This window comes from Microlunatus phosphovorus NM-1, from assembly GCF_000270245.1.
Taxonomy (GTDB): domain Bacteria; phylum Actinomycetota; class Actinomycetes; order Propionibacteriales; family Propionibacteriaceae; genus Microlunatus; species Microlunatus phosphovorus.
In genome coordinates, this window is record NC_015635.1 from 1,051,774 (window position 1) to 1,075,732 (window position 23,959).

Genomic DNA, 23,959 nt, shown 5'->3' on the forward strand with positions numbered 1-23,959 from the left:
CTGCCAGCCGGCGACATACGGGCGCAGCCCTGGCTCCCACTCCGTCAGCGCGGCGCCGCGCAGGTCACTTCGCTCGTGAAGTGCCCACGAGCGAAGTGACCCGACGTGACGTGGACCGTCCGGCCCCCGTCCCGGAACGGGATCAGAAGACGGAGTCGACCTGATCCGGGATGATTGATCCGTCAGCTCGCCGGACCGGAGCCGGATCGCCGTTCCTGGTGGTCCCGGCGGTGCTGCATTGGTATGGCGTCGGACGTTGCGGCAGCGGCTCGATGAACATCGGGTTGATCGCCCAGGTGCCGCCCTTGCCCTTGCTGAACAATCCGTCGTAGGCACGGCACATGAACTCGGGCACGTTGCGGTTGATCGCCAGCGAGGCATGCGTGGCGTCCTTGACGAAGGTGACATCGGTGACCGAGTCGCCGGCACCGAGGACTTGCCGCTGGTCAGCCGGGAGACGTTTCAGTGCCTTCTTGCCCTTGACGCCGAAGACGGCCTGATTGGTCCAGCAACGCTTGCCGTCGATGTAGTTGGTGATCGTGTCGGCTCCGTCCGGCTGTCCGCCGCAGCCCTTCAGATGATGGATCTGCCGGCCCTTCCGGTCGTGCAGATAGCGGATGCCCACCACGTGGTCGACGGTGAAGCCGGCGGAAGGGGCCCAGGCCTTGACGATCGGCTCTGGCGAGGCGGAGACCACCCACGGGGTGATGCCGTGGGCCACCAAGGTGCCGACCAGATCCCGGATCTGGGGGTAGACGTGGATGTAGTCGAACGTCGTGCTGGTGCCGACCACCTGGGTGGAGCCGACCGGGTTGGCTTCGTAGCCCACCTTTGCCTTCTGCGCGAACGTGGCCAGCTGGGCGTCGGTGTAGCCGGCTGCCAGGTTGCCACCCCAGACGAACGAGGCTTCCATCCAGCGATGGTCGAACCCCTTGAACGCTTCCTCGCCGGCCTTCGTCTTGCCACTGGTGATGGCGATGATCTCATCGGCGCACGCGGTATTGGTGCTGGTCGGCAGTGGTTTCCCGGCCGGCACCTTGGTCCCGCAGGCCTTGGTCAGTGCCTTCACCGCCGCCTTGGTGATGAATCGGTTGGTTCGGCTCCAGTCCTTGTTCGGCGGCTGCAGAACCAGGTCGTTCTTCAGCAGATACATGTTGGTGCCGCGACCGACGTCGTTCTTCACAACGGTGTTGTCCCAGTCGAAGATCGCCACTTTGTTCTGGCCCGGAACCACGGTGCCCATGCAGGTGCTGTTGGCATCGATCGCCTTCTGCAGGAACTCGCGTACGCCGTCGTGCCAGGGCAAGGACGGATCGAGTTGGCGACATTGTGGTGTCGGTGCGGGTGCGGCGTCCGCCTCCCCTGCGCCGAGTGCGGCGCCAAGGCCAACACACGCGAGCGCGGCAGCCAGGAGTGGAGCGCCCAGTCGTCTCAGTCTCATCTCGAACCTCCTCGGTCGCGGCGAGCGGTCTGGCCACAAAGGCGGCCGTTGGGTGCGATGGCACCAGTCATGGGGAACTCCTCTTCTCTCAGGAAGACCTGAGTAGCTCTGGATTCGCTGGACGTTAGATTCCGCGAATACTTCGAGTCAAGAGGTTTGCCTTCGAATATTTGTGGCCGAGATTCTTCTAGGGAGTAGGGGCCGCGCACCCCTTCTAGGCGCTACTGCGGCGAACGACCAGCTCCGGGGTGAAACGGACGCTCTGGTGCTCGTGCTCGGTCTTGTTGTCGGCAGCGGCGATCTCCTCGAACAGCAGTTCCGCCGCTCGCCGTCCGAGTGCCTCGCGCGGCTGGCGGATCGACGACAGGGGCACGGCCGCCGATGCCGCGAAGGAGATGTCGTCGTAGCCGATGATGGCCATGTCGTCGGGAACCCGAAGCCCATGTGTCACGAAACCTTGGAGCAGACCCATGGCCAGCAGGTCATTGGTGGCGAAGACACCGGTCGGGCGCTCGTCGACCGGCAGGGTCAGCAGTTGATCCGCGGCGGCAACCCCGGATGCGGCGTCCATCGCCTCGGTCGTCACGGTCATCACCCGTACGGGTTCGGCTTGCTGGCCTCGGGCGAGATCAACGCCAAGCCGCCGATCGCGTACCTGATGCAGACTCCCTGGACCTCCAACGACGGCAATCGCCCGGTGACCTCGAGCGAACAGATGCTCCGCGGCGAGCCGGCCACCCTCGACATCGTCGACCGACACCGAGCAATAGCCGGAGCCATCACCAGTGCGGTCGACGATGACGACCGGGATGTTGCGGTGGCGCATCTGAGCGATGCGATCGTTCAGGGCGCCCACGGGTGTGTAGAGGACACCGCGGACCCGTTGCTGTTCGAACAGCAGCAGTTGCTCACTCTCCCGCACCGGTTCTGACCGGCTGTTGCCGACCTGCAGTGTGTAGCCGTGGTCATAGACCGCGGTCTCGGCGCCGGCCAGCACGTCGGCGAAGAACGGATTGCTGATGTCCATCACCACCATGCCGATGGATCGGCTCCGACCGGCGCGCAACTGCCGGGCCGACTCGTTGGGCACCCAGCCGAGCTTGGCGATCGCCACCTCGACCCTGGCCCGCGTCGCCTCGCTGACCAGTTGTGGCGAGTTGACCACATTGGACACCGTGCCGAGGGAGACGCCGGCGAGCGCAGCGACATCCTTCATGCTGACGGAGGCGGCGGTGCGCGCCACGCCACCTCCCATCATTCAGCTGTCGAGTCGCCGGTTCGTAGGCACGTCATCCTAGCGGAGCACTGAAACGTGCCAATGTCCTCTCGAAGCCGGACCTGCGGGCTAGCCCTTCACCGAGCCGGCAGCCATCCCCTCGACGATCTTGCGGTTGAAGAAGATGAACATGACCAGTGGCGGGATGGTGACCAGCAGGATAGTGGCGAACAGCAGGTTGTACTGCGTGGTGAACTGGCTCTGGAAGCTGAGCAGGGTCAGCTGGATGGTCGCATTCTGCGTACCGGGCAGGAAGTACAGCGGGTTCTGGAAGTCGTTGTAGACGAACACCGTCTGCAGGATGATCACCGTCACCATCACCGACCGCAGCACCGGGAAGACGACCCGGAAGAAGATCTGGACCGGATTCGCACCGTCGACCAAAGCCGCCTCGTCCAACTCGCGGGGCACGCCGGCGATGAACGCGCGGAACAACAGGATGCAGAACGGCAGACCGTAGGCGACCTCGATCAGGATGAGCCCGGGCATGGTCTTGAACAGACCGACACCCTGCAGGACCCAGATCGTCGGCACGACCGCCGGGGGAACGATCAGACCGGTCAACACCAGGCCGTTGATCAGACCGCTGAGCGGACCGGATCGCCGCTGCCAGACATAGGCGACCATGGCGCTGAGGAATACCAGCAGAGTGACACTGGCCACGGTCAGGATCAAGCTGTTGATGAACGCGATGACCATCAGATAGTCACGCGCGACAAAGGCCTCGCTCAGATTCTGGAACAAGACGAAGTTCTTCGGCCAGGAGAATTCGAGCAGATTGGCCTCAGCCCGGTCTTTGCTTGCCGTGACCAGAATGAAGGCAAACGGTACGAGGAAGAAGACAGCCGACACCACGATCGAAACGACACCGGCGACGACGCCACGAGCGTTCTTCATCAGGATTCCTCTCCGCGATTGAGCCATCTGGTCAGTGGCACGACGATGACGGTGACGAGCACGAACAGCACCACGCTGCCGGCGGTGGACAAGCCGTAGAAGCCGGCTTGGTACTGCTTGTAGATCACCGAGGCGATCACGTCCGAGGCAAACCCGGGTCCGCCTTTGGTCATCGACCAGATCAGATCGAACGAACGCAGACCGCCGATCAGCGACAGGGTGATCACCGACGCGGTCGCCGGACGGGCCAGCGGGAGCATGATGTGTCGAAACACCTCCCATTTGCTGGCGCCGTCGACCGACGCCGCCTCGTAGTACTCACCGGGGATCGAGACGAGACCGGCGATGTAGATCACCGTGGCGAGGCCGACGCCCTTCCAGACGTCGACCAGGGCCACCGACAACAGCGCCAGGCTGGGGTCGGTGAGCCAGCCGGGACCGTCGACGCCCACGCCGGCCAGCGCCTTGTTGATGAGACCCTTCTCCGGATCCATCAAGACGGTGAAGGTCAGGCCGATCCCGATCGCGCTGACCAGCACCGGGAAGAAGATCACCGAGCGCAGGTAGCCGCGAGCGATGATCTGAGAGGTCAGCAGCAGCGCCAGTGCCATCCCGAGGACCACTTTGAGACCCGAGGTGAGCACGGCGTAGATCAAGGTGTTGCGCAGCCCGATGACCAGTGCCTGCTCTTGGAAGAAGGTCTGGTAGTTCTTCAGACCGATCCACTGCGAGGTGAACAGGTCCCACCGGGTGAAGGAGAAGTAGAACGAGAAGACGGTCGGAACGAGGAAGAACACCCCATAGATCAGAGCGGGGATCAGCAGGAACCACAGCGGGTACGGACCCGGCCGCTTGCGGCCCGACCTCGGGTTGCCCGCTGTGGCCGCTGCCCCACGGGATGCCTCGGCACTGCTCAGTGTGCTCGCCATCGCGAAGCCCTTTCGTGTAGGCGATCAGTCCCAGCCCGGCAGACCCAGCTGCTGAGCCTGCTTCTTGACGTCGGCGTCGTACAACGCCGCAGCCTTCTCGGCGGTCTCCTGGCCGGTGCCGACCTGGATGCAGATCTGCTCGAGATTCGGGCCCTTGATCGGGGACTTGAACTCCAGCGCCGGGCTGGCCTTGCCGGCGTCGATATAGGCCTGGGTGTCCTTGGCCACCTGGGAGACATCGGCCGGCAGCTTGCATGCCTTGGACAGGAACGGTCCCTGCGGCGGATTGCCCGCAATGGCCGCGTCACAGCCCTCCTGGGTGGCGGCGAAAGCGACGAACTTCTTCGCCGCATCGAGCTTGTCGCCTTCCACCGACTTCGGCACATAGAGCGCGGAGGTGCCCGGCCAGATCGTGAGCCCGTTCGCCTCGGCATTGTCGCCGGGCAGTGCGAAGAAGCCGACGTCATTGGTGTTGCCCGGAGCAACGTTCTCGATGTTGCTGGCCGAGCCACCCAGCTGGGGGTAATGCGCCGCCTCGCCCGTAGCCACGGCCTTGATGCCATCGTTCAGTTTGGCCGAGGCGAAGTCCTTGTTGAGGTAGCCGGCGTCCTTGACCTCCTGGATGTGTTGGAAACCGGCCAGGGCTGCTGGGGTATCGGCGTAGTGCGCTTTGTTCGCGGTGTAGTCGGCCGCGAAATTCGGCGCTTGGGCTTCGACATTGTGATAATCGCCGAGTACGAACAACTGCGACGTCCAAGTCTCGCCGTAGGTCTGCTCGACGGGAGTCACGCCGCCGGCGTCCTTGATCGCTGAGTTGTTGGCCATGAACTCGTCCCAGGTCTTGGGCACTTCGAGGCCGAGCTTCTTGTAAACCGGGATGTTGTAGAGCACACCGCCGCCGAATGCCGTGCCGAGTGGCGCGCCATAGAGCTTGCCGTCGGTCCCCTTGGAGGAATTGGCGAAGTTCTCGTCCAGCTGGCCGGCCCAGGACTCACCGTCCAGTGGAGTCAGGTTCTGCTCGGGCTTGATCGCCTGCAGCAGCGAGCCGTTGTTGTAGGAGAAGACCTCGGCCATGTCCCCGGTCGCCAGCCGGGTCTTGACCAGATTGTCGCCCTCGGAGCCCCCGGGTCGGGTGTCGGACTTCACGGTGATGTCCGGATTGGCCTTCTGGAATGCCGCGATGAGTGCCTTGGCGCTGGCCACCTCGGTGTCGGTGGAGCCGGACAGGAAGGTGATCGTGGTCGTGGCGCCGCCGTCCTCGCCGCCGGAACTGCTGCCGAGACTGCCGGCACTGCAACTCGTGAATGCCAGCGTCGCCGACGCCGCCAAGGCGCCGACGGCAAGCAACCGACGCGCCGCGGGATGAGATCGCATAGGACCCTCCAGGTCGAAGTGAGTCTGGCGAGAAGCGGGTTCGGGCGGGCCGATCGGCCTCATCGCCTTGATCGTTTCAACGAAACGTAGCGGACGAATTGAAACGCGTCAACCCTCTCCTCTCCGATCCCTCGACCTACCGCTAGGCTGACCCGGAGTCGATCGAGATCGGCACCGCTGCGTGCGATGAGGAGGTTGAGTGACCAGACCGGCGAACCCGCGAATCCAGGACGTGGCACGGCGTGCCGGGGTGGCGACCGGAACCGTTTCAAACGTCCTGAACAACCCGCACAAGGTGGCCGAGTCGACCCGGGTGCGAGTCGAGCAGGCCATCGACGAGCTGGGTTTCGTCCGCAACAACGCCGCACGGACGCTAGTGTCCGGCCGCAGCGACACCGTGGGGATGGTGGTGATCGATCTCGGCAACTCGCTGTTCGTCGACATCGCCCGGGGGGCGGAGGCGGCCGCCGCAGCGGCCGGGTTCCACCTGTGGATCGCCAACGCAGATCTGGATCATCCCAAGCAGGAGACCTATGTCGGCCGCTTCGAGGAGGCTCGGGTCGCCGGCGTCATCCTGGCCCCGGTGGACGGGCCGCTGGACGCCTTGCGTGCTGCTCGTCGTCGCAGGCTGCCGGCCATCCTGGTCAATGCACCCGACTCGCATCCCGATCTTTGTTGCGTGATGGTGGACGAGGAGCAGGGCGGATTTCTGGCCGCCCAACATGTGCTCGATCAGGGCGCCCGCCGGCTGGTCTATCTCGCCGCCCACCTGGGCCTATCCGCCATCGCCCGCCGGCGGCGGGGAATCGAGCGGGCGGTCGCGGCCGCCGGTGCCGACCTCGAGATCGTGCGGGCCAAGGATCTGTCGATCGTCTCCGGCCAGGAGTCGGGTCGCCGGATCTTGAGCGAGTCAGCCGTGGACGCCGTCATCTGTCCGTCGGATCCGCTCGCGATCGGTGTGATCCAGGCTGCGGCCGGGCTCGGTCTGAGCGTGCCCGACGATCTGCTGGTCATCGGCTACGACGACAACCATTTCGCTGCCGAGAGCCGGGTCCCGGTCTCCACGGTCAGCCAACCCGGGCGCGAGATGGGCCGGACTGCGATGGGTCTGCTGCTCGAGGAGCTGCGCGATCCGGACCACGTCCACCGTACGGTTGTCACCCAGCCTGAGTTGATCATCCGGCAGAGCACTACGCCGCTCGCCTGACGCATTCATCGACTGGTGCGCCAGGGTTGCTTCGCGTGACTTGAAGCCACCACAGGGCACCAGTGAGTGACCACTCACTACTCAGCAATCGCGGATTCGGGTCAGAGTTCGTGTCGACCGGCAGCCACGACGAGTTCGTCGCGCCCGGGCAGCCGGACGACTGCCTCGACGCCGTCCGGGATGTCGATGATCGCTCGTAGGACATCGTCGTCGCAGGTCCAGGACACGGCTAGTCGACCGTGCGGACTCTCCAACGAGGCCTTGGCCCAGGTGAGGCCGCCCCCTGGCTGTGGGGCGATCAGGACCCGTGAATAGCCCGGCTCGAGGGGGGCAAGACCGCCGATCGTGCGGTGCATCCAGTCGATGACGGCGCCCAGCGCGTAGTGATTGAAGCTGGTCATCTGGCCGGGATTGATAGTGCCGTCGGGCAGCATCGAATCCCACCGCTCCCAGATCGTCGTCGCGCCCATAGTGACCGGATAGAGCCAGGACGGGCACTCCGTCTGCAGCAGCAGTCGGTACGCCGTGTCGAGATGGCCGGTCATGGTCAACGCATCGGTGACGTACGGCGTACCGGCGAATCCGGTCTGGATGTGGTGTCCGCCCTCGGCGACCAGTGCGGCGAGTCGATCGCCGGCCCGTTGCCGTACCGAGTCGTCCAGCAGGTCGAACACGATCGCGAGGGCGTAGCAGGTGACTGCATCACTGGTGATGGTGCCGTCCGCGGACACGTAGTGATCATGGAACGCCTGACGGGTTCGCCTGGCCAGGCGGTCGAAGTGATCTTGTTCGTCGCGTCCGAGCAGGCGAGCGGCTTCGGCGACCAGGCTGGCCGAACGGTAGAGGCAGGCGGTGGCCACCACGCCGTTGTCGGCCTTTGCCGCGACCGGATCGTCGGGCGGCGCCGTGGGATCCAGCCAGTCTCCGAACTGGAATCCGGTGTCCCAGAGTCCGGTCGGGGACAGCAGGCATTCCACCCGACGTACGTGGGCAGCCATCGAGTCGAACTGATCGGACAGGACGCCGAGATCCCCGTACGCCTGCCACAGCGCCCACGGCACCCAGACCGCGGCATCGCTCCAGATGGCCGTGGACTCCGGCGGCGGGAAGCTCCCGGGTCCGCCGGCCAGCTTGAGCGCATCGGGGATGACGAACGCGACGAGTCCGTCAGCAGCCCGTTGCTCCGCCGACAGATCGAGGAGCCAGTCGCGGAGGAACCCTTCGACGTCGAACAGATAGGCCGCCGAGGGCGCGTACGCCGCGATGTCGCCGGTCCAGCCGAGGCGTTCGTCGCGCTGCGGGCAGTCGGTCGGCACGTCGAGGAAATTGCCCCTGGTCGCCCAGACAGCATTGGCATGAAGCTGGTTGAGCAGGTCGTCGGAACAGGAGAACCCTCCGATCCGACGCAGCTCGGAGCTCACCACGACCGCGGTCACGCTGGTGGGATCGAACTCACCCGGCCAGCCGTCGATCTCGGCGTAGCGGAATCCGTGGAAGGTCAGAGTCGGTTCGAAGACATCCTGGCCGCCGCTGAGGATGAAGCGATCCGTGGCCGCCGCGGTCCGGAGCGGACGGATGCCGAGCTCGTCGTGCTCCAGCACTTCCGCGTGTCGGACCACGATCTGGTCGCCGCGTCGGCCGGTGACCTGGATGCGCAGCCAGCCGACGAGGTTCTGGCCGAAGTCGACCAGCGTCTTCCCGGCTGGGGAGGTCCAGGACCTGACCACCGGCAGTTCCATGATGCGGCGGACCGGCGGACCGACGTAGGGCGTGAGCAGGGCGGTGTCGAACTCCGTCTCGTGCACGGTGGTCCATTCGGCCGACTCGAACCCGGGACGATGCCAGTCCTCGCAAGCGCGCCGCGCATCAATGGTCTGGCCGTCGTAGAGGTCGTTGGTCAGCACTGCTGAGGGCCCGGCCGACCACGAGCGATCCGTCACCACCAGCTGACGATGGCCGTCGGCGAAGGTGATCTCCAGCTGGGCGAACGCGCCGAGCTCGGAGCCGTACAGGGCCCGAGCGCCCAGCCAGGTGAGGCGACCGCGATACCAGCCGTTGCCCAGCGCCAGACCGAGCACGCTGGTCGGCGTGAGCAGCTGGGTCACGTCCCACTCGCAGTAGCGCAGCCGCCACTGATAGCTCGACCAGCCCGGACTCAGCACGTCGGTCGACACCGGGACGCCGTTGACGAAGGCTTCGAAGACACCGTGGGCGGTCGCGAACAGGACCGCCCGGGCGACGGGCCCGTGGCCTGGCTCCAGCTCGAACTCACGTCGCAACAAGGGCGCACCCGCGAAATCGTCGTCCGGGACGATGCCCGACGCGGACCACTGAGGCATATCACTCCTAGGCAGAATTGAAGCGCTGCAATGAAACGATCAACGATCGTAGTCATCGGAACCCGAGCAGTGTCAACCGGGGGCCTTGATGAGCTTGCTGATCAGCCAGCACGGATCAGTCCTCGCCCGAAGGGCCGTCGAGCTGGCCATTGCGTTGCCTCAGCTGGTCGCCTAGAATCCTTGGTCTGAAACGTCTCAAATTTTCCGAGGAGCTGCTGTGCCCGTCTTCGCCGACATCACCGACCGACTCGCTCGGCTGTCGATCGAACTGCCGTCGTGGGCGTTCGGCAACTCCGGCACCCGGTTCAAGGTGTTCGGCACGGCGGGGACGCCGCGGACAGTGCAGGAGAAGCTGGCCGACGCGGCGAAGGTGAACGAGCTGACCGGGTTGGCGCCGACCGTGGCGCTGCACATCCCGTGGGACAAGGTCGAGGACTATGCGGCGCTGCGGTCGCACGCGGAGGAGCTCGGCGTCACGCTGGGGACGATCAACTCGAACACCTTCCAGGACGACATCTACAAGTTCGGGTCCTTGACGCACGTCGATGACGCCGTGCGACAGAAGGCGATCGACCATCACCTGGAGTGCATCGAGATCATGGGGCTGACCGGGTCGCAAGACCTGAAGATCTGGTTGGCCGACGGCACCAACTATCCGGGCCAAGGCGATATCCGTGGCCGGCAGGATCGGCTCGCCGACAGCCTTTCCCAGATCTACGCGCAGCTCGCCGACGACCAGCGGCTGGTGCTGGAGTACAAATTCTTCGAGCCGGCGTTCTATCACACCGACGTGCCGGACTGGGGCACCTCGTACGCCCAGGTGACGGCGCTGGGTGACCGGGCCATGGTGTGTCTGGACACCGGCCATCACGCGCCGGGCACCAACATCGAGTTCATCGTTGCGCAACTGCTGCGGCTGGGGAAGCTCGGCTCGTTCGACTTCAATTCCCGGTTCTATGCCGACGACGACCTGATCGTGGGAGCGGCCGATCCGTTCCAGTTGTTCCGGATCCTCTACGAGGTGATCCGAGGCGGTGGGCTCGACGAGGATTCGCCGGTGGCCTTCATGCTCGATCAGTGTCACAACGTCGAGGACAAGATCCCTGGGCAGATCCGGTCGGTGCTGAATGTGCAGGAGATGTTGGCACGGGCATTGCTGGTGGATGTTGCCGCTTTGTCTGATGCGCAGGAGGCGGGGGATGTGTTGGGGGCGAACGGGATCGTGATGGACGCGTTCTATACCGATGTTCGTGCTGATCTTGCGGCTTGGCGCGAGTCGCGAGGTCTTGCTGCTGATCCGATGCGTGCTTATGCGGAGTCTGGGTATCAGGGGCGGATTGAAGTGGAGCGGGTTGGGGGGCGGCAGGCTGGTTGGGGGGCCTGACCTGTTGTGGTTGCTTCCGGTGTGGGGACTCTGGGGGTCGTTCGGGACAGCCATCCGCGCCTCCGCAAGCTCCGGCGCTCCCGCCAGGCCCATCCACGTCCCTTCACGACCCCCAGCGACCCCACACCTCTGCGTTGATGTCACCCCCCCGGAGGGGATGGTTGGTGGTGGTGGCCCTCATACGAGCGTGTCGGCTCTGGGCGGGTCGACGCCACACGCGCACCGTTGCCCTTTGAGCACTGCCTGTATCTGAATGAGAAGAGAAGTTGATGACTAACACCACTGTTGATGAGTTGATTGGGCGGTCGAACCGGTTGGGGGCGGAGCCGAAGAACACGAACTATGCCGGGGGGAATACGTCGGCGAAGGGGCGTGAGGTTGATCCGGTGACGGGGGAGGCCGTTGAGCTGGTGTGGGTCAAGGGGTCGGGGGGTGATCTGGGGACCTTGAAGCCCGGTGGCCTGGCGGTGCTGCGGCTGGATCGACTGCGGTCGTTGGTGGGGGTCTATCCTGGACTTCCCCCCGTTTGACGGACACCTGACCTGAGGTGGCCACTGGTCACCAGGGAGGATGTCGTTGTGCCTGCTCCTCACCCGCCTGAGTTCCGCCGTCGTGCGGTCGAGCTTGCTCGTGAGCGGTCCAAGCCAGTTGCTGAGTTGGCGAAAGATCTGGGAATTTCCGAATCGTGTCTGCGTCGCTGGATGGAGCAGTCCGAGACCGACGCTGCCGGTGGTAGCGAGACGGCGTTGACCAGTCGGGAGAAGAAGGAGCTGGTCGAGCTGCGCCGGGATAAACGGCGCCTGGAGATGGAAGTCGAGATCTTGAAAAGGGCGGCCGCCTATTTTGCCCAGGAGAATGTTCTCCCAAAATAGTGTACGGGCTGGTCCATGAAATGGCCGATGACGGGATTGATGTCGCGGTGGCTTGCCGGGTGCTGAATGTGTCGCGGTCGGGATACTACGACTGGCGCGGCCGGCCTGCATCGGCACGGGAACAGGAGAACACGCTGCTGTTGAAGCTGATCGAGGAGATCCATGCCGATGAGGACATGAAGACGTACGGGGCGCCGCGGGTGCACGCCGAGCTGGTCTTGGGGCACGACCTGCAGGTGAACCAGAAGCGGGTCGCCCGGCTGATGCGCCAGGCCGGCATCCAGGGCCTGTACCGGCGGCGTCGGTCGTGGACCACGATCCGGGACCCGCACGCCATCCCCGCCAAGGACCTCGTCAACCGCCGGTTCACGGTGGACGGTCCGAACCGGTTGTGGCTGACCGACATCACCGAGCACCCGACGGTGGAGGGCAAGGTGTACTGCGCCGCGGTCATGGACGCCTGGTCCCGCCGGGTCCTGGGCTGGTCCATCGACGACAACATGCGGAAGGAGCTCGTGGTCGACGCGCTCGGGATGGCGGTGCTGCGGCGCAACCCGATGGACGTCGACAATAACACGATCATGCATTCCGATCACGGGTCGCAATTCACATCGTGGGCATTCAGTCAGAAAGTCTATGATGCCGGGCTGGTGCCGTCGATGGGCAGTGTGGGCGACTGCTACGACAATGCGATGATGGAGTCCTTCTGGGAGAGAATGCAACTCGAGCTGCTCGATTCGCAGGTATGGTTCACCCGGGACGAGCTTGCCAACGCGATGTTTCGATGGATAGAATCATGGTATAATCGGAGACGTCGGCATTCGAGTATTGGAATGCTGTCGCCGATAGAGTTTGAAACCCGTTCCACAGGGTCAGACCGTCCGGGCTGACCCTCAACCCCGAGTGTCCGTGGAACAGGGGGAACCTCAATCCCGGGGTCGACCGGGAGGACGAGATGGTCGCGGCGTTCGACTATTGCCTGCATGGCAAGGGTGGGGCTGCGCCGAGCATCGACACCGCGATGCACGGTCTCGTGGACGCGGCGCATGTCGATCACCTGCACCCGGACTCGGGCATTGCGATCGCGACCGCCGCCGATGGGGAGCAACTGACAGCTGAGATCTTCGGAGACAACGTGGTCTGGGTGCCGTGGCGGCGGCCGGGATTCCAGCTGGGCTTGGACATTGCCGCGATCAAGGCGGCCAATCCGCAGTCGATTGGCTGCATCCTCGGTGGTCATGGGATCACCGCCTGGGGCGATACCAGCGCGGAGACCGAGGCCAACTCCTTGTGGATCATCGACACCGCTGCCGCCTACATCGCTGAGCACTCCAAGACCGAGCCGTTCGGGCCGGCACTGGACGGCTACGGCGCGCTGCCGGAAGCCGAGCGGCATGCCAAGGCCGCCGCACTGGCCGCGACGCTGCGTTCGATTGCCTCGGCCGACGCGCCGATGGTCGGGCACTACAACGACGACGAGCGGGTGTTGGAGTTCCTCGCTTCGGCCGAGCACCCGCGGCTGGCGGCGCTGGGCACCTCCTGCCCGGATCACTTCCTGCGGACCAAGGTGAAGCCGTTGGTGCTGGACCTGCCGGCGGACGCGAGCGTCGAGGACTCGATCGCCCGGCTGAAGGAGCTGCACGAGAGCTACCGGGCCGACTACCAGGGCTACTACGACCGCAACGCCGCCGCCGGCTCTCCGGCGATCCGGGGTGCCGATCCGGCGATCATCCTGATTCCCGGCGTCGGGATGTTCTCGTACGGCAAGAACAAGCAGACCGCCCGGGTGGCAGGCGAGTTCTATCTGAACGCGATCAACGTGATGCGCGGTGCGGAAGGACTGTCGACGTATGCGCCGATCGACGAGGCGGAGAAGTTCCGGATCGAGTACTGGGCGCTGGAAGAAGCCAAGCTACAGCGGATGCCGAAGCCGAAGCCGCTGGCGACCCGGATCGCGCTGGTCACCGGCGCCGCCTCCGGTATCGGCAAGGCCATTGCCACCCGGCTCGCCGCCGAGGGTGCCTGCGTGGTGATCGCCGACCTGGATGCCGAGAAGGCTCAGGCGGCGGCCGCTGAGGTCGCCCGCGCCGCAGGCGCCTCGAAGAACACCGCTGACGTGGCCGTCGGGATCGCCGCGAACGTGACCGACGAGGATGCCGTCCAGGCCGCGGTGGACGCCACCGTGCTCGCCTTCGGTGGACTGGACATCGTGATCAACAACGCCGGACTGTCGCTGAGCAAGGCGTTGCTGGACACCACGGTCGCGGACTGGGATCTGCAGCACAACGTGATGGCCAAGGGCTCGTTCCTGGTCTCCCGGGCCGCGGCGAAGGTGCTGATCGAGCAGGGTCTGGGCGGCGACATCGTCTATATCTCCAGCAAGAACTCGATCTTCGCCGGACCGAACAACATCGCCTACTCCGCGACCAAGGCCGACCAGGCGCACCAGGTGCGGCTGTTGGCCGCCGAGCTCGGGGAGCACGGGGTCAAGGTGAACGGCATCAATCCTGATGGCGTGGTGCGGGGATCGGGGATCTTCGCCGGTGGCTGGGGGGCGAAGCGAGCCGCCGTCTACGGGGTGGCCGAGGAAGATCTGGGCAAGTACTACGCCCAGCGCACCCTGCTGAAGCGGGAAGTGCTGCCGGAGCACGTCGCCAACGCGGTGTTCGTGCTCTGCTCCGCCGATCTGTCACACACCACCGGGCTGCATGTCCCGGTTGACGCCGGCGTCGCTGCCGCCTTCCTGCGATGAGCTTCCGTCGATGAGTTCGACACTGGGGGCAGGGCGGGCCGGCTGGGTCGCGGCGGTTGATCTGGGCGCCACCAGCGGTCGGGTCATGCTCGGTCAGGTCGGCCCCGATCGGCTCGCCCTCGACCTGGTGCACCGGTTCCCGAACAACCCCGTCCGCACCGCCGACGGGCTGTGCTGGAACATCCTCGAGCTCTATCGCAACGTTCTCCTCGGGCTGCGGATCGCGTTCGATCGGGAGCCGTCCATCAGCAGCATCGCGATCGACTCCTGGGCCGTGGACTACGCCCTGCTGCGGGGCGATCGGATGATCAGCACCCCGCATCACTACCGCGACGAGGCGCGTGTCGCCGGCGTCGACCTGGTGCACGGGATCGTCTCGCCTGAGGAGCTGTACGCCGCCTCAGGGCTGCAGTTCCTGCCGTTCAACACGATCTATCAGCTGGCGGTCGACCAGCGTGACGGTGTGATCGACGAACACACCTCGCTGCTGATGATCCCCGACCTGATCGCGTTCTGGCTCACCGGCGAGCAGCGGGTCGAGCAGACCAACGCGTCGACGACCGGGCTGCTGGATGTCGCCACCGGCGACTGGAGCCGGACGCTGATCGACAAGCTCGGGCTGCCGGAGAGTCTGTTTCCCCCGATCGTCCCCCCGGGCAGTGTCATCGGCGGTCTGCGCTCGTCGGTGGCCGTGGAGATCGGAGCGCCCGAGTCGGTGCAGGTGGTCGCAGTCGGTTCACACGACACCGCTTCCGCGGTCGTCGGCGTACCGCTGGCCGATCACGGAGCGGCATACCTGTCCTCGGGCACGTGGTCGCTGATCGGCGTGGAACTCGACGAGCCGGTGCTGAGTGAGGCGAGTCGGGCGGTGAACTTCACCAACGAGGGCGGGGTCGACGGCCGGATCCGCTATCTGCACAACGTGATGGGTCTGTGGCTGCTCAGCGAGTCGGTCCGGACCTGGGAACGCGACGGGCACGAGATCGACCTCACCAGCCTGATCGCCGACGCGACCGCGGTCACCGGGACGATCCCGTTGTTCGACACCAACCACGACAGTCTGCTCCCACCCGGTGATATGCCGACCCGCATCGCGGCGCTCTGTCGGGCCACCGGGCAGCCGGTCCCCAGCACCCCGGCCGTCGTGGTGCGCAGCATCCTGGAGAGCCTGGCCGCCGCGTACGCGGATGCCATCACGACCGCCGAGGAATTGGCCGGGGTCAGCGTGGACACGGTCAACATCGTCGGCGGGGGCAGCCAGAATCCGCTGCTCTGCCAGCTGACTGCCGACTACACCGGCCGAATCGTCGAAGCCGGCCCGGTCGAGGCCACTGCGATCGGCAACGTCTTGATCCAGGCCCGCGCCGCCGGACTGCTGACCGGCACCCTGGAAGAGCTGCGTCGGCTGGTCGCCGACACCCACCCGCCCCTTCGGTATCAGCCGCGTTCACCTGGCGCGTAAGGTGCTGCCGGTGAGCGCCGATGCCGATCTCGAGGAATATCTCGGGGTCGTGCGCCGGCTCGCCGAGGAGCAATTGCCCGTCGGAGAGCGGGTCCTGAGCCCTGATCGGCTGGGTACCCTGCGTCGGCTGCTGGACCAGGCCGGAGTCCTCGAGCTGGGGGCGGAGACCGAGCTGGATGGCGCGGTCCGTTGGCTCAGCAGCGTGATCACGACGATCGCCCGGCGGTCACCGGCCATCGCCTTCGCGCTGGCCAGCCGGTATGCGGCGCAACGAGCACTGGTGGCGATCGACACCGATGCCACGAGTGCGGTGGCAGGTCGGGCGGCAGGACTCGATGACGCGGGTCGCTTTCGGCCGATCGAGGACTCCGACGTCGCCCTGCCGGTCGTGCTCGATCCGGCGTCGGTCGTGATCCTCGATGGTCAGGGTCGGTCCGGTGTGATCGTCGCCCGTTCGTTCCTCCGTGACAAGGAGGTCGCCAGGTCCGGGCTCGACGGAGCTCACCTGCGGACGTTCCAGCTGAGTCGAGACGGTGCCGCGGCCCTCCCGGCACCGGTAGCCGTCGCGGCCTCTCGTGACCTGGAGTTGTTGCTCACCGCGGCGATGCTGGGCACGGCCGAAGGCGCGCTGCAGGTGTCGGAGGACTATGCCCGAGAACGTCGGCAGTTCGACGCACCGATCGGCTCGTTCGCGGGTCTGCGCGCGATCCTCGCCGAGATGCGGCATCGGGCCGGTGCCGTACGCGGCCTGCTCGAGTCCGCCCTCACAGCGGAGGGCGTGCAGTCGGAGGTACGGGTCCTCGAGGCTTCGGCGGCGGCCGGGCGGGCGGTGGTCCAGGTGGCGATCGACGCCATCCAGGTTCACGGTGGGTACGGCTACATCGAGGAGTATCCGGTGGCCGGTCTGCTGCGCGATGCGGTGAGTCTGCGAGCCGCGGCGCTGCCGCGCCGCCTGGTGATGGCCCGGCTGGCCGACGACCGGCTGGGGGCTCTGGCATGAGCGAGATCGAATCCCCTGCGTACGACGTTTCTGTGCATGAATCCCCTGCGTACGACGTCTCTGGGCCAGCGACCGCGTACCTGTCCGCGCTGCAACCCGTGCTGGACGAGGTCATCGTGCCGGCGGCCGAGGATGTGGACCGGGATCACCTCTTCCCTCGGCAGGGCGTCCAGGCGCTCGTCGACGCGGGGCTCGGCGGTCTGCTGATTCCTCGGGAGTTCGGCGGGCCGGATGCCGGACTGGTCGTCTATGCCGAGGTCCTGGCGCGGATCGCCGCCGCGTGCGGGTCAACATCCACCGTCTACATGACGAATCTGCACTGCGCCCATCCGATCGTGCTTGGCGGCCGAGTGGATCAGCAGCGGCGCTGGGTCCCGGCGCTCGGATCGGGTCAGGCCTTCGGTGCGACGGCCCTCACCGAGTCCGAAGCGGGTTCGGACGTCGCCTCGATGCGGACGTACGCGCGCCGCGACGGCGACAGCTATGTCATCAACGGCAGCAAGATGTTCATCTCCAATGGCGACGTCGCCGACGTCCTCGTCCTGTTCGCCACCGTCGACCCGGCGCTCGGTCGGGACGGGATCACGGCCTTCTTGCTGGACACCGCCCACCTATCGGGATTCGGCGTCGGCCGGCCGATGGACAAGCTCGGGCAGCGCGGCGCCTCGACGGTGCCGCTGAGCTTCGACCACTGCCGGGTACCGGCGGACGCCGTGCTCGGGGAGGTCGGGCGGGGCTGGGCCCTGCTGCTCCAGGCGGTGCTCAGATCTCGGATCAGCGCCGCCGCCCAAGGGGTCGGCTTCGCGACCGGTGCCTTCGAGACCGTGGTCGCGTACTGCGCCAAGCACGGCCTGCTGACCGCGCGGAACCGAGCAGCCCAGGATCTCCAGTTCGACCTGGCCGCGCTGCGGGCGGAGATCAGTGCGGCCCGCGCGCTGCTGCTGCACGCCTGCGCGGCCACGGACGCCGTCGCTGCTGCCGGCGGTGCCGATCCCACCGCGCTGCTGGCGGAGGTGAAGCTGCACTGCACCCGCGTGGGCGTCCAGGTCGCTGCCCGATGTCTCGAGCTGCTGGGTGGGGAGGCAGATCGACTCGACGTCGGGCTCGAGCGCCGGCTGCGGGATGCGAAGATCACCGAGATCTACGACGGCACGAACCAGGTCCAGAGCATGCTCATCGCGCGGGATCTCAGGTTCTCGCCGACCGCGATGTCGGCTCTCGACACTCGGCCCTGACGCAGCAGGTCCCGGGCCAGCGCCGGAGCGGATCCGGGTTAGCCTCTCGAGATCGACAGCGGGTCGAACGGGTCGGCAGGCACGTCGACGCCGAGGTCGGTGAAGCCCTGTGCCAGACACTCGACGAACAGATCCGGCTGCTCGACCGCCGCTTCGTCGACGGTGACGCCGATCGAGCACCACTTTCCGGCGTACGACAGCAGGGTGATGTTGGCCGCCGCACCCATGGTCGCGACCACCGGATAGATGCGTTCCACCCGGGAACCGCCCAGCCGGACCGGCATTGGCGGGCCGGGGACATTGCTCGCGGTCAGGTCGCTGCCTCGGCTCATCGCCACGATGGCGTCGATCGGCAGGAGCTTGCTGGCCTCGGCCACCAGGTCCATGTGCGGCAGGAGCGGCTCACGCCGAGCCGCCGCCATCGCCCGTTGGGCGGCGGCGAACCGGATGTCGTCGTTGGCCTCGCTCGCATCCAGCACGATTCGAGCGATCGCCTGGGTGTTGTCGTCCACTCGATCGGTCTCGCGGCGAAAGCTGACGGGTACGTTGATCCGCAGCTTGCCGGCGGGCGAGCCGGAAGCCTCGTGGTAGCGGCCGATACCTCCGCTCAGACCGGTCAGGAATGCGTCGTTGATGCTGCCGCCGTGCTGCTTGGCGACCGCCCGGAGCGAGGGGAACACGAGGTCGAGCGTGCGAGCGGCGTACGTCGCGCTGCGCCCGGTGAGCAAGGTCGACAGCGGCGCGGAGTGGATCTGCCCGATCTGACGGGTTGAGCCGGCCAGCCGCAGCACGCCGGACGCTCGGGACCGACTGGCGATGACTCTGCGAGCATGCTTGGACATCGCCTCATGTGCCTGCGCGGCTCGTCCGTGACGGACGTGATCGACGCCTGGAGATCGGAACGAGGACTTCGATTGGCTCGAGCCCGCCGGCACCTGCACCCCGGTGGCGAGATCGGTGTCCGTGTGGTCGTGGTCGAGGAGCCCCGTGATGATCTTGACCAGCCCTTGACCGTCGCAGATGGCGTGGTGCACGACGAGGATCACCGCCGACCGGGCGTCGTGGAGCCCGTCGATCAGGGTGGCCCGCCACAGAGCCCGATCTCGATCCAGATCAGTCAGGCTGTGGCGACGTACGTGCTGCAGCACCTGCTGCCAGCTGCCGGGAGCCGGCATCAGATAGTGAGCGAGATGCAGCGAGAGATCGAAGGCGGGGTCCGGCACCAGCCGTGGTGAGCCGAATTGGGAAGGCGAGTCGATGATGCGGCTCCGCAACGCAGGGAACTGTCGAGTGATCCCCTCCATCCGTACGCGCAGTGCGTCGGGGTCGGGCGCCTCATCCAGGACGAAGACGCCAGTCATCGCCGATCGCAAAAGCGGTCTGTGCACCGCAGCCCGCCAGGTCGCGGCGCTCATACCTCCCAGACGTCGTCCGTCCACCGATGTCGGGTCGGTCATAGCCATATCCTCTCCGGTCCCTGGCTATCACGCTGCCACCGGTCGGACCGCACCACGGATCATCTCGATCAGGGCGCTGATCAGCCGTGGCAGCTCATCGCGGTCGGGTTCCTCGATCAGCAGCCAGGTGTCCATCGCCTGGCCCATGCCCGACACCACCGCGATCAGCAGCGCGGGCGGCAGGTCGGTACGGATCGCGCCCACCCGTTGACCGGCGGCGAGCGCTTGCTGCAGCCAGGGCCCGAGTGCGAGTTCCGCCTCCTGCTGGGCACGGCGCAGGGTCGGATTGGCTGACGTGGCGATCCACCCGCGGATCAGAGCCGCCAGCTGAGGAGAGTCGACCAGCGCTGACATCAGCATGAGGTAGTAACGCTCCACGGTGGACCAGAACGTGTCGGCATCTCCCTCGCTGGGCAGCGGGAACGGTCCCAGACGGGTGAACAGCGCCTGGAGCTCGGTCTGCACCGCATAGACGTACAGATCGTCCTTGCCGTCGAAGTAGTAGTAGAGAGAGCCCTTGGAGATGCCGGCTGCCTCGATCACCTGATTCAGCGAAGCGTCGTGGAAGCCGTGCTCGGCAAACTCGTCGACAGCCGCCTGCAGGATCCTCTGCTGCTGCGCTGGCGCCAGCTTGGCGAATCGGGGTCGGACCATGCGCTCAGGTCAGGCTCGTGCGGCGTGGAACGCAGGCAACTCGACGGCGTCGCGGAAGCTCCGGCCCATTGCGAGGTCGGCGACCTTGGGGAGACCCATCAGCTTCATCACCGTGTTCCGTAGGAGAAGCTGGAGCCTACTCTTCGGGGCGAACGCGAGGCCAAGTCCCGCGGCCGCGTCCTGTTTCGACACCAGCAGGGGAACGAGCCGCTGCTGATAGCGGCCGAACGCCTCACGGTGATCGCGGCACTGGGCCAGCTCGGCCGCCAGCGTGTATGCCTCCACCATCGCGAGTGCTGATCCCTGACCGGCAAGAAACGAGGGGCCGGCCGCCGCGTCGCCCACCAGCGCGATTCGCCCACGCGTCCAGGTCGGCATCCGGATCTGGCTCGCCGCGTCGAAGTAGAAGGTCTTCGCTTGGGACAGCCGCTCCAGCATCGCCGGCACCTCCCAGCTCGCCTTGGCCAACCTGGTCCGCAGCAACATCTCCTGCGCGGCGCGGTCGTCGGTGGGCACGGGTCCATCGTGGCGAACCGTCAGCAGACAGAGCGTGACGTCGTCGCGCAAGGACACTCGAACCGCCTGGAAGCCGACCTCGGCGTACAGCTTGGCGATCAGTTCGTCGCGGGGGCGGTACCCCTCGACCTCGAAGGCCGACACCACGATGCCCAGATAACGCTCGAACTGCTCATCCGGCCCGAACGCCAGTCTCCGGACACGGGAGTGCAGCCCGTCGGCACCGACGACCAGGTCGACGTCCCGCGTCTGGCCGCTCTCGAGCATGACTCGTACGCGATCACCGTCGTCCGTCAAGTCCGTCACGGTGTCGTCCACGATCAGCTCCGCGGCGCCATCGAGCGACCGGTAGATGATGTCGGCCAGGTCGGAGCGGGCGATGCTGACGTACCGTTCGGTCGGGCCCATGATCTTGGTCGGCTTGATCGAGGCGATCCGACGCCCCTCGCGGTTGACGGCGCGTGCCTCGGTCATCACATAGCCACGCCGTCGCAGCTCGGGGACGATGCCCATCTGGTCGGCGACATCGAAGCCGGCACCCCAGAAGTCGACCAGGTAGCCGCCGCAGCGCAGCTCCGGCGCCCGTTCGACCAGAGTCACCTCGTGCCCGGCCTGCAACAGCCAGTACGCCAATGTCGGGCCGGCGATCCCGGCTCCCACGATCAAGACATGCATCTCCCATACCTCCGTCCAGACTGCTAGTTCGACCACTAGTGTAGACCGATGGTCTAGAATCTGGGCGGGGTTCAACGTACTCGACAGTGACGCCCCTTTAGCCGGTGGATGCGGCGCCTGCGACCAGGTGGCGCAGCACACGCTGGGTCTTGTTCTCTTGATCCGGCTCCACTGTCAGCTGGTGATCGGCGAGGAAGCCATGCAAGGCAGTCTGGTCCTTCTCGGCCCGGCCCAGTCGGCCTCGATCTTGAGCTCGTTCCCGTCGAGCTTCTGGTCGGTGAAGTACCTCTCGCTCAGCTGCGACCACCGGCATGGGCGCAGCTTTACCGTGGAGTCACCCTTGGTGCCGGACTTTCCGCGGACGCGGAGGACGATGCCGATGTCGAGCAGTGGTGTCGAAGGTACGACGCCGAGCGTGACGTCTTCACAGAAGGCAATTCGCCACTGTTTGTCCACGGCCAACGACAGTGCAGCAACGGCGCGCTCGACGTCGGCTCCGACCAGGGTGGCTTTGATCTCGATTGACTTCGGACGCATGAGCGGGCTCCTTCGTCGTGGCTGCTCGAACTGGAAGCCTGATCGGCTACTGAGTCACTGATCCCATCACCGGTGCGATCGGCGCCGTCGTTCCCTGCGCGACCCCTTGCGTGCCGTTGGGCGTGGTGACCTTGCCCAGGCCGAAGAAGCGCATCACGTACGACAAGACGGCGACGGCGATGGTCTTCCCGAACAGGAATCCGAGGACGGCCCAGTCGAAGTCGGCAAGCGACTTCGCGTTGGCTATGACCGGCAGCAGGACCAGGATCGATGCCGCCAGGACATCGAAGGCCAGACCCTGGAGGAAGGTGCGGATCGCCCGGTTGCGGGCGTCGGCTCGAGGTTTCATCGTCAGGCCTCCTGACTCGGTTGCTGTGGTCGAATACCGAGATGACCGCGGGGACCGGGATGGTGATACCGCTCAGGGGAAGGTGCTTTCCTTCGTTTGGCCCGGCAGGCGGGTGATTTGTCGCCCTTCGGCGCCGTACCGACCAGCCAGATCAAACAGATTCAGTTGGCTGTCCGGCCTCGGACAAGACGGTGGTGAACGCCCGGACCGCCGGCACGACGTGGGGCGTCGGAACGCCGGCGAATCCGAGGAGGTAGCCGACGGCCGGCTCGGAGAACTGATAGCTGGGCTCGAGCGGAGAGAACAGCAGTCCCTGCCGTCGCAGGGCACGACGAGTCTCGGGAACCTCCGTGCGAGCCGAGTGGTCGGCTCGCACGGTGAGGTGCAACCCGGCCACGGCGGGTAGCCGCCGGTAGCCGGCCGGCAGCAGCTCGCCCATGGTTTCCCACATCAGCCGGTGCCGTTCGGTGTAGACCGTACGAGCTCGCCGGAGATGACGGTCGAGGTGTCCACCCGCGATGAACCCGGTGAGTGCTGCCTGGGTGGTCGTCGGAGGACACCAGTCGCTCACCTGTCGGATGGCGCGCAGAGCGGAGAGCAGACTCGCCGGTGCAACCAGAAAGCCAAGCCGGAGCCCGGCCGACAAAGTCTTGGCGAAGGTGCCGACATAGAGCACCCGGCCATCGCGGTCGAGGCGCTGCAACGGTTCCAGCGGCCGCGCGGTATAGCGGAACTCGCTGTCGTAGTCGTCCTCGATCACGGCCGCGCCGTTGGCGGTGGCCCAGTCCAGCAGCGCGAATCGGCGCCGGCGAGACATCACCATGCCGAGCGGAAACTGATGGGAAGGGGTGACATAGACGAGTCTGGCCTCGGCGGGCAGCGCGTCGACCACGATGCCCTCGTCGTCGACCGGGATCCCGACCACCCGCAGCCCCTGGCTGCGGAGCAGTGCGGCGACCACCGGATAGCCCGGCTCTTCCAGGGCGACTGTGTCGCCTGGTTCGAGAAGCACGCGAGCGACCAGATCTATGGCATGGCCGGCGCCGGCTGTGACGAAGATCTGTTCCGCGATGGCTGCTACGCCGCGTGATCGGACCACCCAGTGCGCCAACGCGGCACGCAGGTCTGGCGATCCGGCCGGGTCTCCGTACTGGCCGGGCGACCCATCCAAGGCCGCCATCATGCAACGCCGCCACGCGGCCATCGGAAACAGGGTTGGATCCACCCGTCCGGGTCGGCAGTCGTACGTCGCCGCGACGTCCGCGAACTCCGCGTAGGGCTCGACGGCGGCCGCTCGGGCCGTCGGCTGGAGAGCGGCGGACACGGGTCGGGAGCGGACTGGCCCCGGCGCGGCAGCGACCACGCTCCCGCCGCCCGCACGGCCCTCGATGTAGCCCTCGGCACCGAGGCGCCCGTACGCCTCCGTGACCGTCGATCGGGACACCCCGAGCTCGCGCGCCACGATCCGTGACGGAGTCAGCCGGTCTCCCGGGTCGAGCCGACCGTCGGCGATGGCATCCCGCAGCTGGTCATACAGCTGGCTGGCGCGGGGGCGAGGATCGCCCGGATCGAGGAACAGTTCCACCAATACAGCCTGCAACCG

General features: G+C 66.3%; 20 protein-coding genes. 8 read left to right on the forward strand and 12 right to left on the reverse strand.

Going from position 1 to position 23,959, the window contains the following annotated elements; all coding sequences use genetic code 11:
* Window positions 1-142 precede the first annotated feature (142 nt).
* From MLP_RS04650 to MLP_RS04670, 5 genes are all read right to left on the reverse strand, one after another.
* The gene (locus MLP_RS04650) at window positions 143-1,441 is read right to left on the reverse strand and encodes an HAD family hydrolase (protein ID WP_013861859.1); all 1,299 of its coding nucleotides are present in this window, start codon (window positions 1,439-1,441) and stop codon (window positions 143-145) included.
* A gap of 214 nt (window positions 1,442-1,655) precedes the next feature.
* Window positions 1,656-2,684: a LacI family DNA-binding transcriptional regulator gene (locus MLP_RS04655; RefSeq protein WP_231851418.1), complete on the reverse strand. Its 1,029-nt coding sequence runs from the start codon at window positions 2,682-2,684 to the stop codon at window positions 1,656-1,658.
* Window positions 2,685-2,786: 102 nt separating this feature from the next.
* Window positions 2,787-3,614, reverse strand: a complete 828-nt coding sequence (locus MLP_RS04660) for a carbohydrate ABC transporter permease (RefSeq protein ID WP_013861861.1) — start codon at window positions 3,612-3,614, stop codon at window positions 2,787-2,789.
* On the reverse strand, window positions 3,614-4,543 hold the full coding sequence (locus MLP_RS04665; RefSeq protein ID WP_013861862.1) for a carbohydrate ABC transporter permease: 930 nt from the start codon (window positions 4,541-4,543) through the stop codon (window positions 3,614-3,616). Before MLP_RS04665 ends, MLP_RS04660 begins: the two co-directional genes overlap by 1 nt.
* 24 nt (window positions 4,544-4,567) lie before the next feature.
* The gene (locus tag MLP_RS04670; RefSeq protein WP_013861863.1) at window positions 4,568-5,917 is read right to left on the reverse strand and encodes an ABC transporter substrate-binding protein; all 1,350 of its coding nucleotides are present in this window, start codon (window positions 5,915-5,917) and stop codon (window positions 4,568-4,570) included.
* A gap of 199 nt (window positions 5,918-6,116) precedes the next feature.
* On the opposite strand from MLP_RS04670, the gene MLP_RS04675 reads away from it, so the two are divergent.
* Window positions 6,117-7,124: a LacI family DNA-binding transcriptional regulator gene (locus tag MLP_RS04675; protein WP_013861864.1), complete on the forward strand. Its 1,008-nt coding sequence runs from the start codon at window positions 6,117-6,119 to the stop codon at window positions 7,122-7,124.
* A 101-nt stretch (window positions 7,125-7,225) separates the two neighbouring features.
* Here the strand turns inward: MLP_RS04675 and MLP_RS04680 are convergent, their stop codons facing one another.
* Window positions 7,226-9,463, reverse strand: a complete 2,238-nt coding sequence (locus MLP_RS04680; protein ID WP_013861865.1) for an alpha-L-rhamnosidase — start codon at window positions 9,461-9,463, stop codon at window positions 7,226-7,228.
* A 217-nt stretch (window positions 9,464-9,680) separates the two neighbouring features.
* Between MLP_RS04680 and rhaI the strand changes: the two genes are divergently transcribed.
* From rhaI to MLP_RS04720, 7 genes are all read left to right on the forward strand, one after another.
* A complete protein-coding gene (gene rhaI, locus MLP_RS04685) occupies window positions 9,681-10,847 on the forward strand; it encodes an L-rhamnose isomerase (RefSeq protein ID WP_013861866.1) in 1,167 nt (388 codons plus the stop codon).
* A gap of 578 nt (window positions 10,848-11,425) precedes the next feature.
* Complete coding sequence (locus tag MLP_RS04695) at window positions 11,426-11,719, forward strand: transposase (protein ID WP_013861031.1); 294 nt, start codon at window positions 11,426-11,428, stop codon at window positions 11,717-11,719.
* 20 nt (window positions 11,720-11,739) lie between these two features.
* The gene (locus MLP_RS04700; protein WP_041790759.1) at window positions 11,740-12,609 is read left to right on the forward strand and encodes an IS3 family transposase; all 870 of its coding nucleotides are present in this window, start codon (window positions 11,740-11,742) and stop codon (window positions 12,607-12,609) included.
* Between the two features lie 65 nt (window positions 12,610-12,674).
* Window positions 12,675-14,471 (forward strand): bifunctional rhamnulose-1-phosphate aldolase/short-chain dehydrogenase, encoded by a 1,797-nt coding sequence (locus MLP_RS04705; RefSeq protein ID WP_013861868.1) that lies wholly within the window; start codon window positions 12,675-12,677, stop codon window positions 14,469-14,471.
* 10 nt (window positions 14,472-14,481) lie between these two features.
* On the forward strand, window positions 14,482-15,933 hold the full coding sequence (locus MLP_RS04710; RefSeq protein ID WP_041791265.1) for a rhamnulokinase: 1,452 nt from the start codon (window positions 14,482-14,484) through the stop codon (window positions 15,931-15,933).
* Window positions 15,934-15,943: 10 nt separating this feature from the next.
* A complete protein-coding gene (locus MLP_RS04715) occupies window positions 15,944-16,933 on the forward strand; it encodes an acyl-CoA dehydrogenase family protein (RefSeq protein ID WP_156821028.1) in 990 nt (329 codons plus the stop codon).
* Window positions 16,930-18,168, forward strand: a complete 1,239-nt coding sequence (locus MLP_RS04720; protein ID WP_013861871.1) for an acyl-CoA dehydrogenase family protein — start codon at window positions 16,930-16,932, stop codon at window positions 18,166-18,168. The genes MLP_RS04715 and MLP_RS04720 overlap by 4 nt, the downstream gene beginning before the upstream one ends.
* A 38-nt stretch (window positions 18,169-18,206) precedes the next feature.
* Here MLP_RS04720 and MLP_RS04725 read toward each other — a convergent pair whose 3' ends face one another.
* The 6 genes from MLP_RS04725 to pdxR all read right to left on the reverse strand — a co-directional run bounded on the left by MLP_RS04725 (window position 18,207) and on the right by pdxR (window position 23,941).
* The gene (locus MLP_RS04725; RefSeq protein WP_013861872.1) at window positions 18,207-19,625 is read right to left on the reverse strand and encodes a wax ester/triacylglycerol synthase domain-containing protein; all 1,419 of its coding nucleotides are present in this window, start codon (window positions 19,623-19,625) and stop codon (window positions 18,207-18,209) included.
* Window positions 19,626-19,652: 27 nt separating this feature from the next.
* On the reverse strand, window positions 19,653-20,279 hold the full coding sequence (locus MLP_RS04730; protein WP_013861873.1) for a TetR/AcrR family transcriptional regulator: 627 nt from the start codon (window positions 20,277-20,279) through the stop codon (window positions 19,653-19,655).
* A 9-nt stretch (window positions 20,280-20,288) separates the two neighbouring features.
* Window positions 20,289-21,470, reverse strand: a complete 1,182-nt coding sequence (locus tag MLP_RS04735) for an FAD-binding domain (protein ID WP_013861874.1) — start codon at window positions 21,468-21,470, stop codon at window positions 20,289-20,291.
* A gap of 174 nt (window positions 21,471-21,644) precedes the next feature.
* Window positions 21,645-22,007 carry a hypothetical protein gene (locus tag MLP_RS04740; RefSeq protein WP_013861875.1) on the reverse strand — a complete coding sequence of 121 codons (363 nt, stop codon included), beginning with the start codon at window positions 22,005-22,007 and terminating at the stop codon, window positions 21,645-21,647.
* 46 nt (window positions 22,008-22,053) lie between these two features.
* Window positions 22,054-22,356 carry a hypothetical protein gene (locus MLP_RS04745; protein WP_013861876.1) on the reverse strand — a complete coding sequence of 101 codons (303 nt, stop codon included), beginning with the start codon at window positions 22,354-22,356 and terminating at the stop codon, window positions 22,054-22,056.
* Between the two features lie 151 nt (window positions 22,357-22,507).
* Window positions 22,508-23,941 carry a MocR-like pyridoxine biosynthesis transcription factor PdxR gene (gene pdxR, locus MLP_RS04750; RefSeq protein ID WP_013861877.1) on the reverse strand — a complete coding sequence of 478 codons (1,434 nt, stop codon included), beginning with the start codon at window positions 23,939-23,941 and terminating at the stop codon, window positions 22,508-22,510.
* Window positions 23,942-23,959 lie beyond the last annotated feature (18 nt).

Coding starts and splice junctions, on each gene's coding strand:
- MLP_RS04740 (WP_013861875.1), bottom strand. CDS start 22,007: ATGCGTCCGAAGTCAATCGAGATCAAAGCCACCCTGGTCGGAGCCGAC.
- MLP_RS04745 (WP_013861876.1), bottom strand. CDS start 22,356: ATGAAACCTCGAGCCGACGCCCGCAACCGGGCGATCCGCACCTTCCTC.
- MLP_RS04735 (WP_013861874.1), bottom strand. CDS start 21,470: ATGCATGTCTTGATCGTGGGAGCCGGGATCGCCGGCCCGACATTGGCG.
- MLP_RS04680 (WP_013861865.1), bottom strand. CDS start 9,463: ATGCCTCAGTGGTCCGCGTCGGGCATCGTCCCGGACGACGATTTCGCG.
- MLP_RS04700 (WP_041790759.1), top strand. CDS start 11,740: ATGGCCGATGACGGGATTGATGTCGCGGTGGCTTGCCGGGTGCTGAAT.
- MLP_RS04665 (WP_013861862.1), bottom strand. CDS start 4,543: ATGGCGAGCACACTGAGCAGTGCCGAGGCATCCCGTGGGGCAGCGGCC.
- MLP_RS04730 (WP_013861873.1), bottom strand. CDS start 20,279: ATGGTCCGACCCCGATTCGCCAAGCTGGCGCCAGCGCAGCAGCAGAGG.
- MLP_RS04670 (WP_013861863.1), bottom strand. CDS start 5,917: ATGCGATCTCATCCCGCGGCGCGTCGGTTGCTTGCCGTCGGCGCCTTG.
- MLP_RS04660 (WP_013861861.1), bottom strand. CDS start 3,614: ATGAAGAACGCTCGTGGCGTCGTCGCCGGTGTCGTTTCGATCGTGGTG.
- MLP_RS04705 (WP_013861868.1), top strand. CDS start 12,675: ATGGTCGCGGCGTTCGACTATTGCCTGCATGGCAAGGGTGGGGCTGCG.
- MLP_RS04725 (WP_013861872.1), bottom strand. CDS start 19,625: ATGACCGACCCGACATCGGTGGACGGACGACGTCTGGGAGGTATGAGC.
- MLP_RS04650 (WP_013861859.1), bottom strand. CDS start 1,441: ATGAGACTGAGACGACTGGGCGCTCCACTCCTGGCTGCCGCGCTCGCG.
- MLP_RS04710 (WP_041791265.1), top strand. CDS start 14,482: ATGAGTTCGACACTGGGGGCAGGGCGGGCCGGCTGGGTCGCGGCGGTT.
- MLP_RS04720 (WP_013861871.1), top strand. CDS start 16,930: ATGAGCGAGATCGAATCCCCTGCGTACGACGTTTCTGTGCATGAATCC.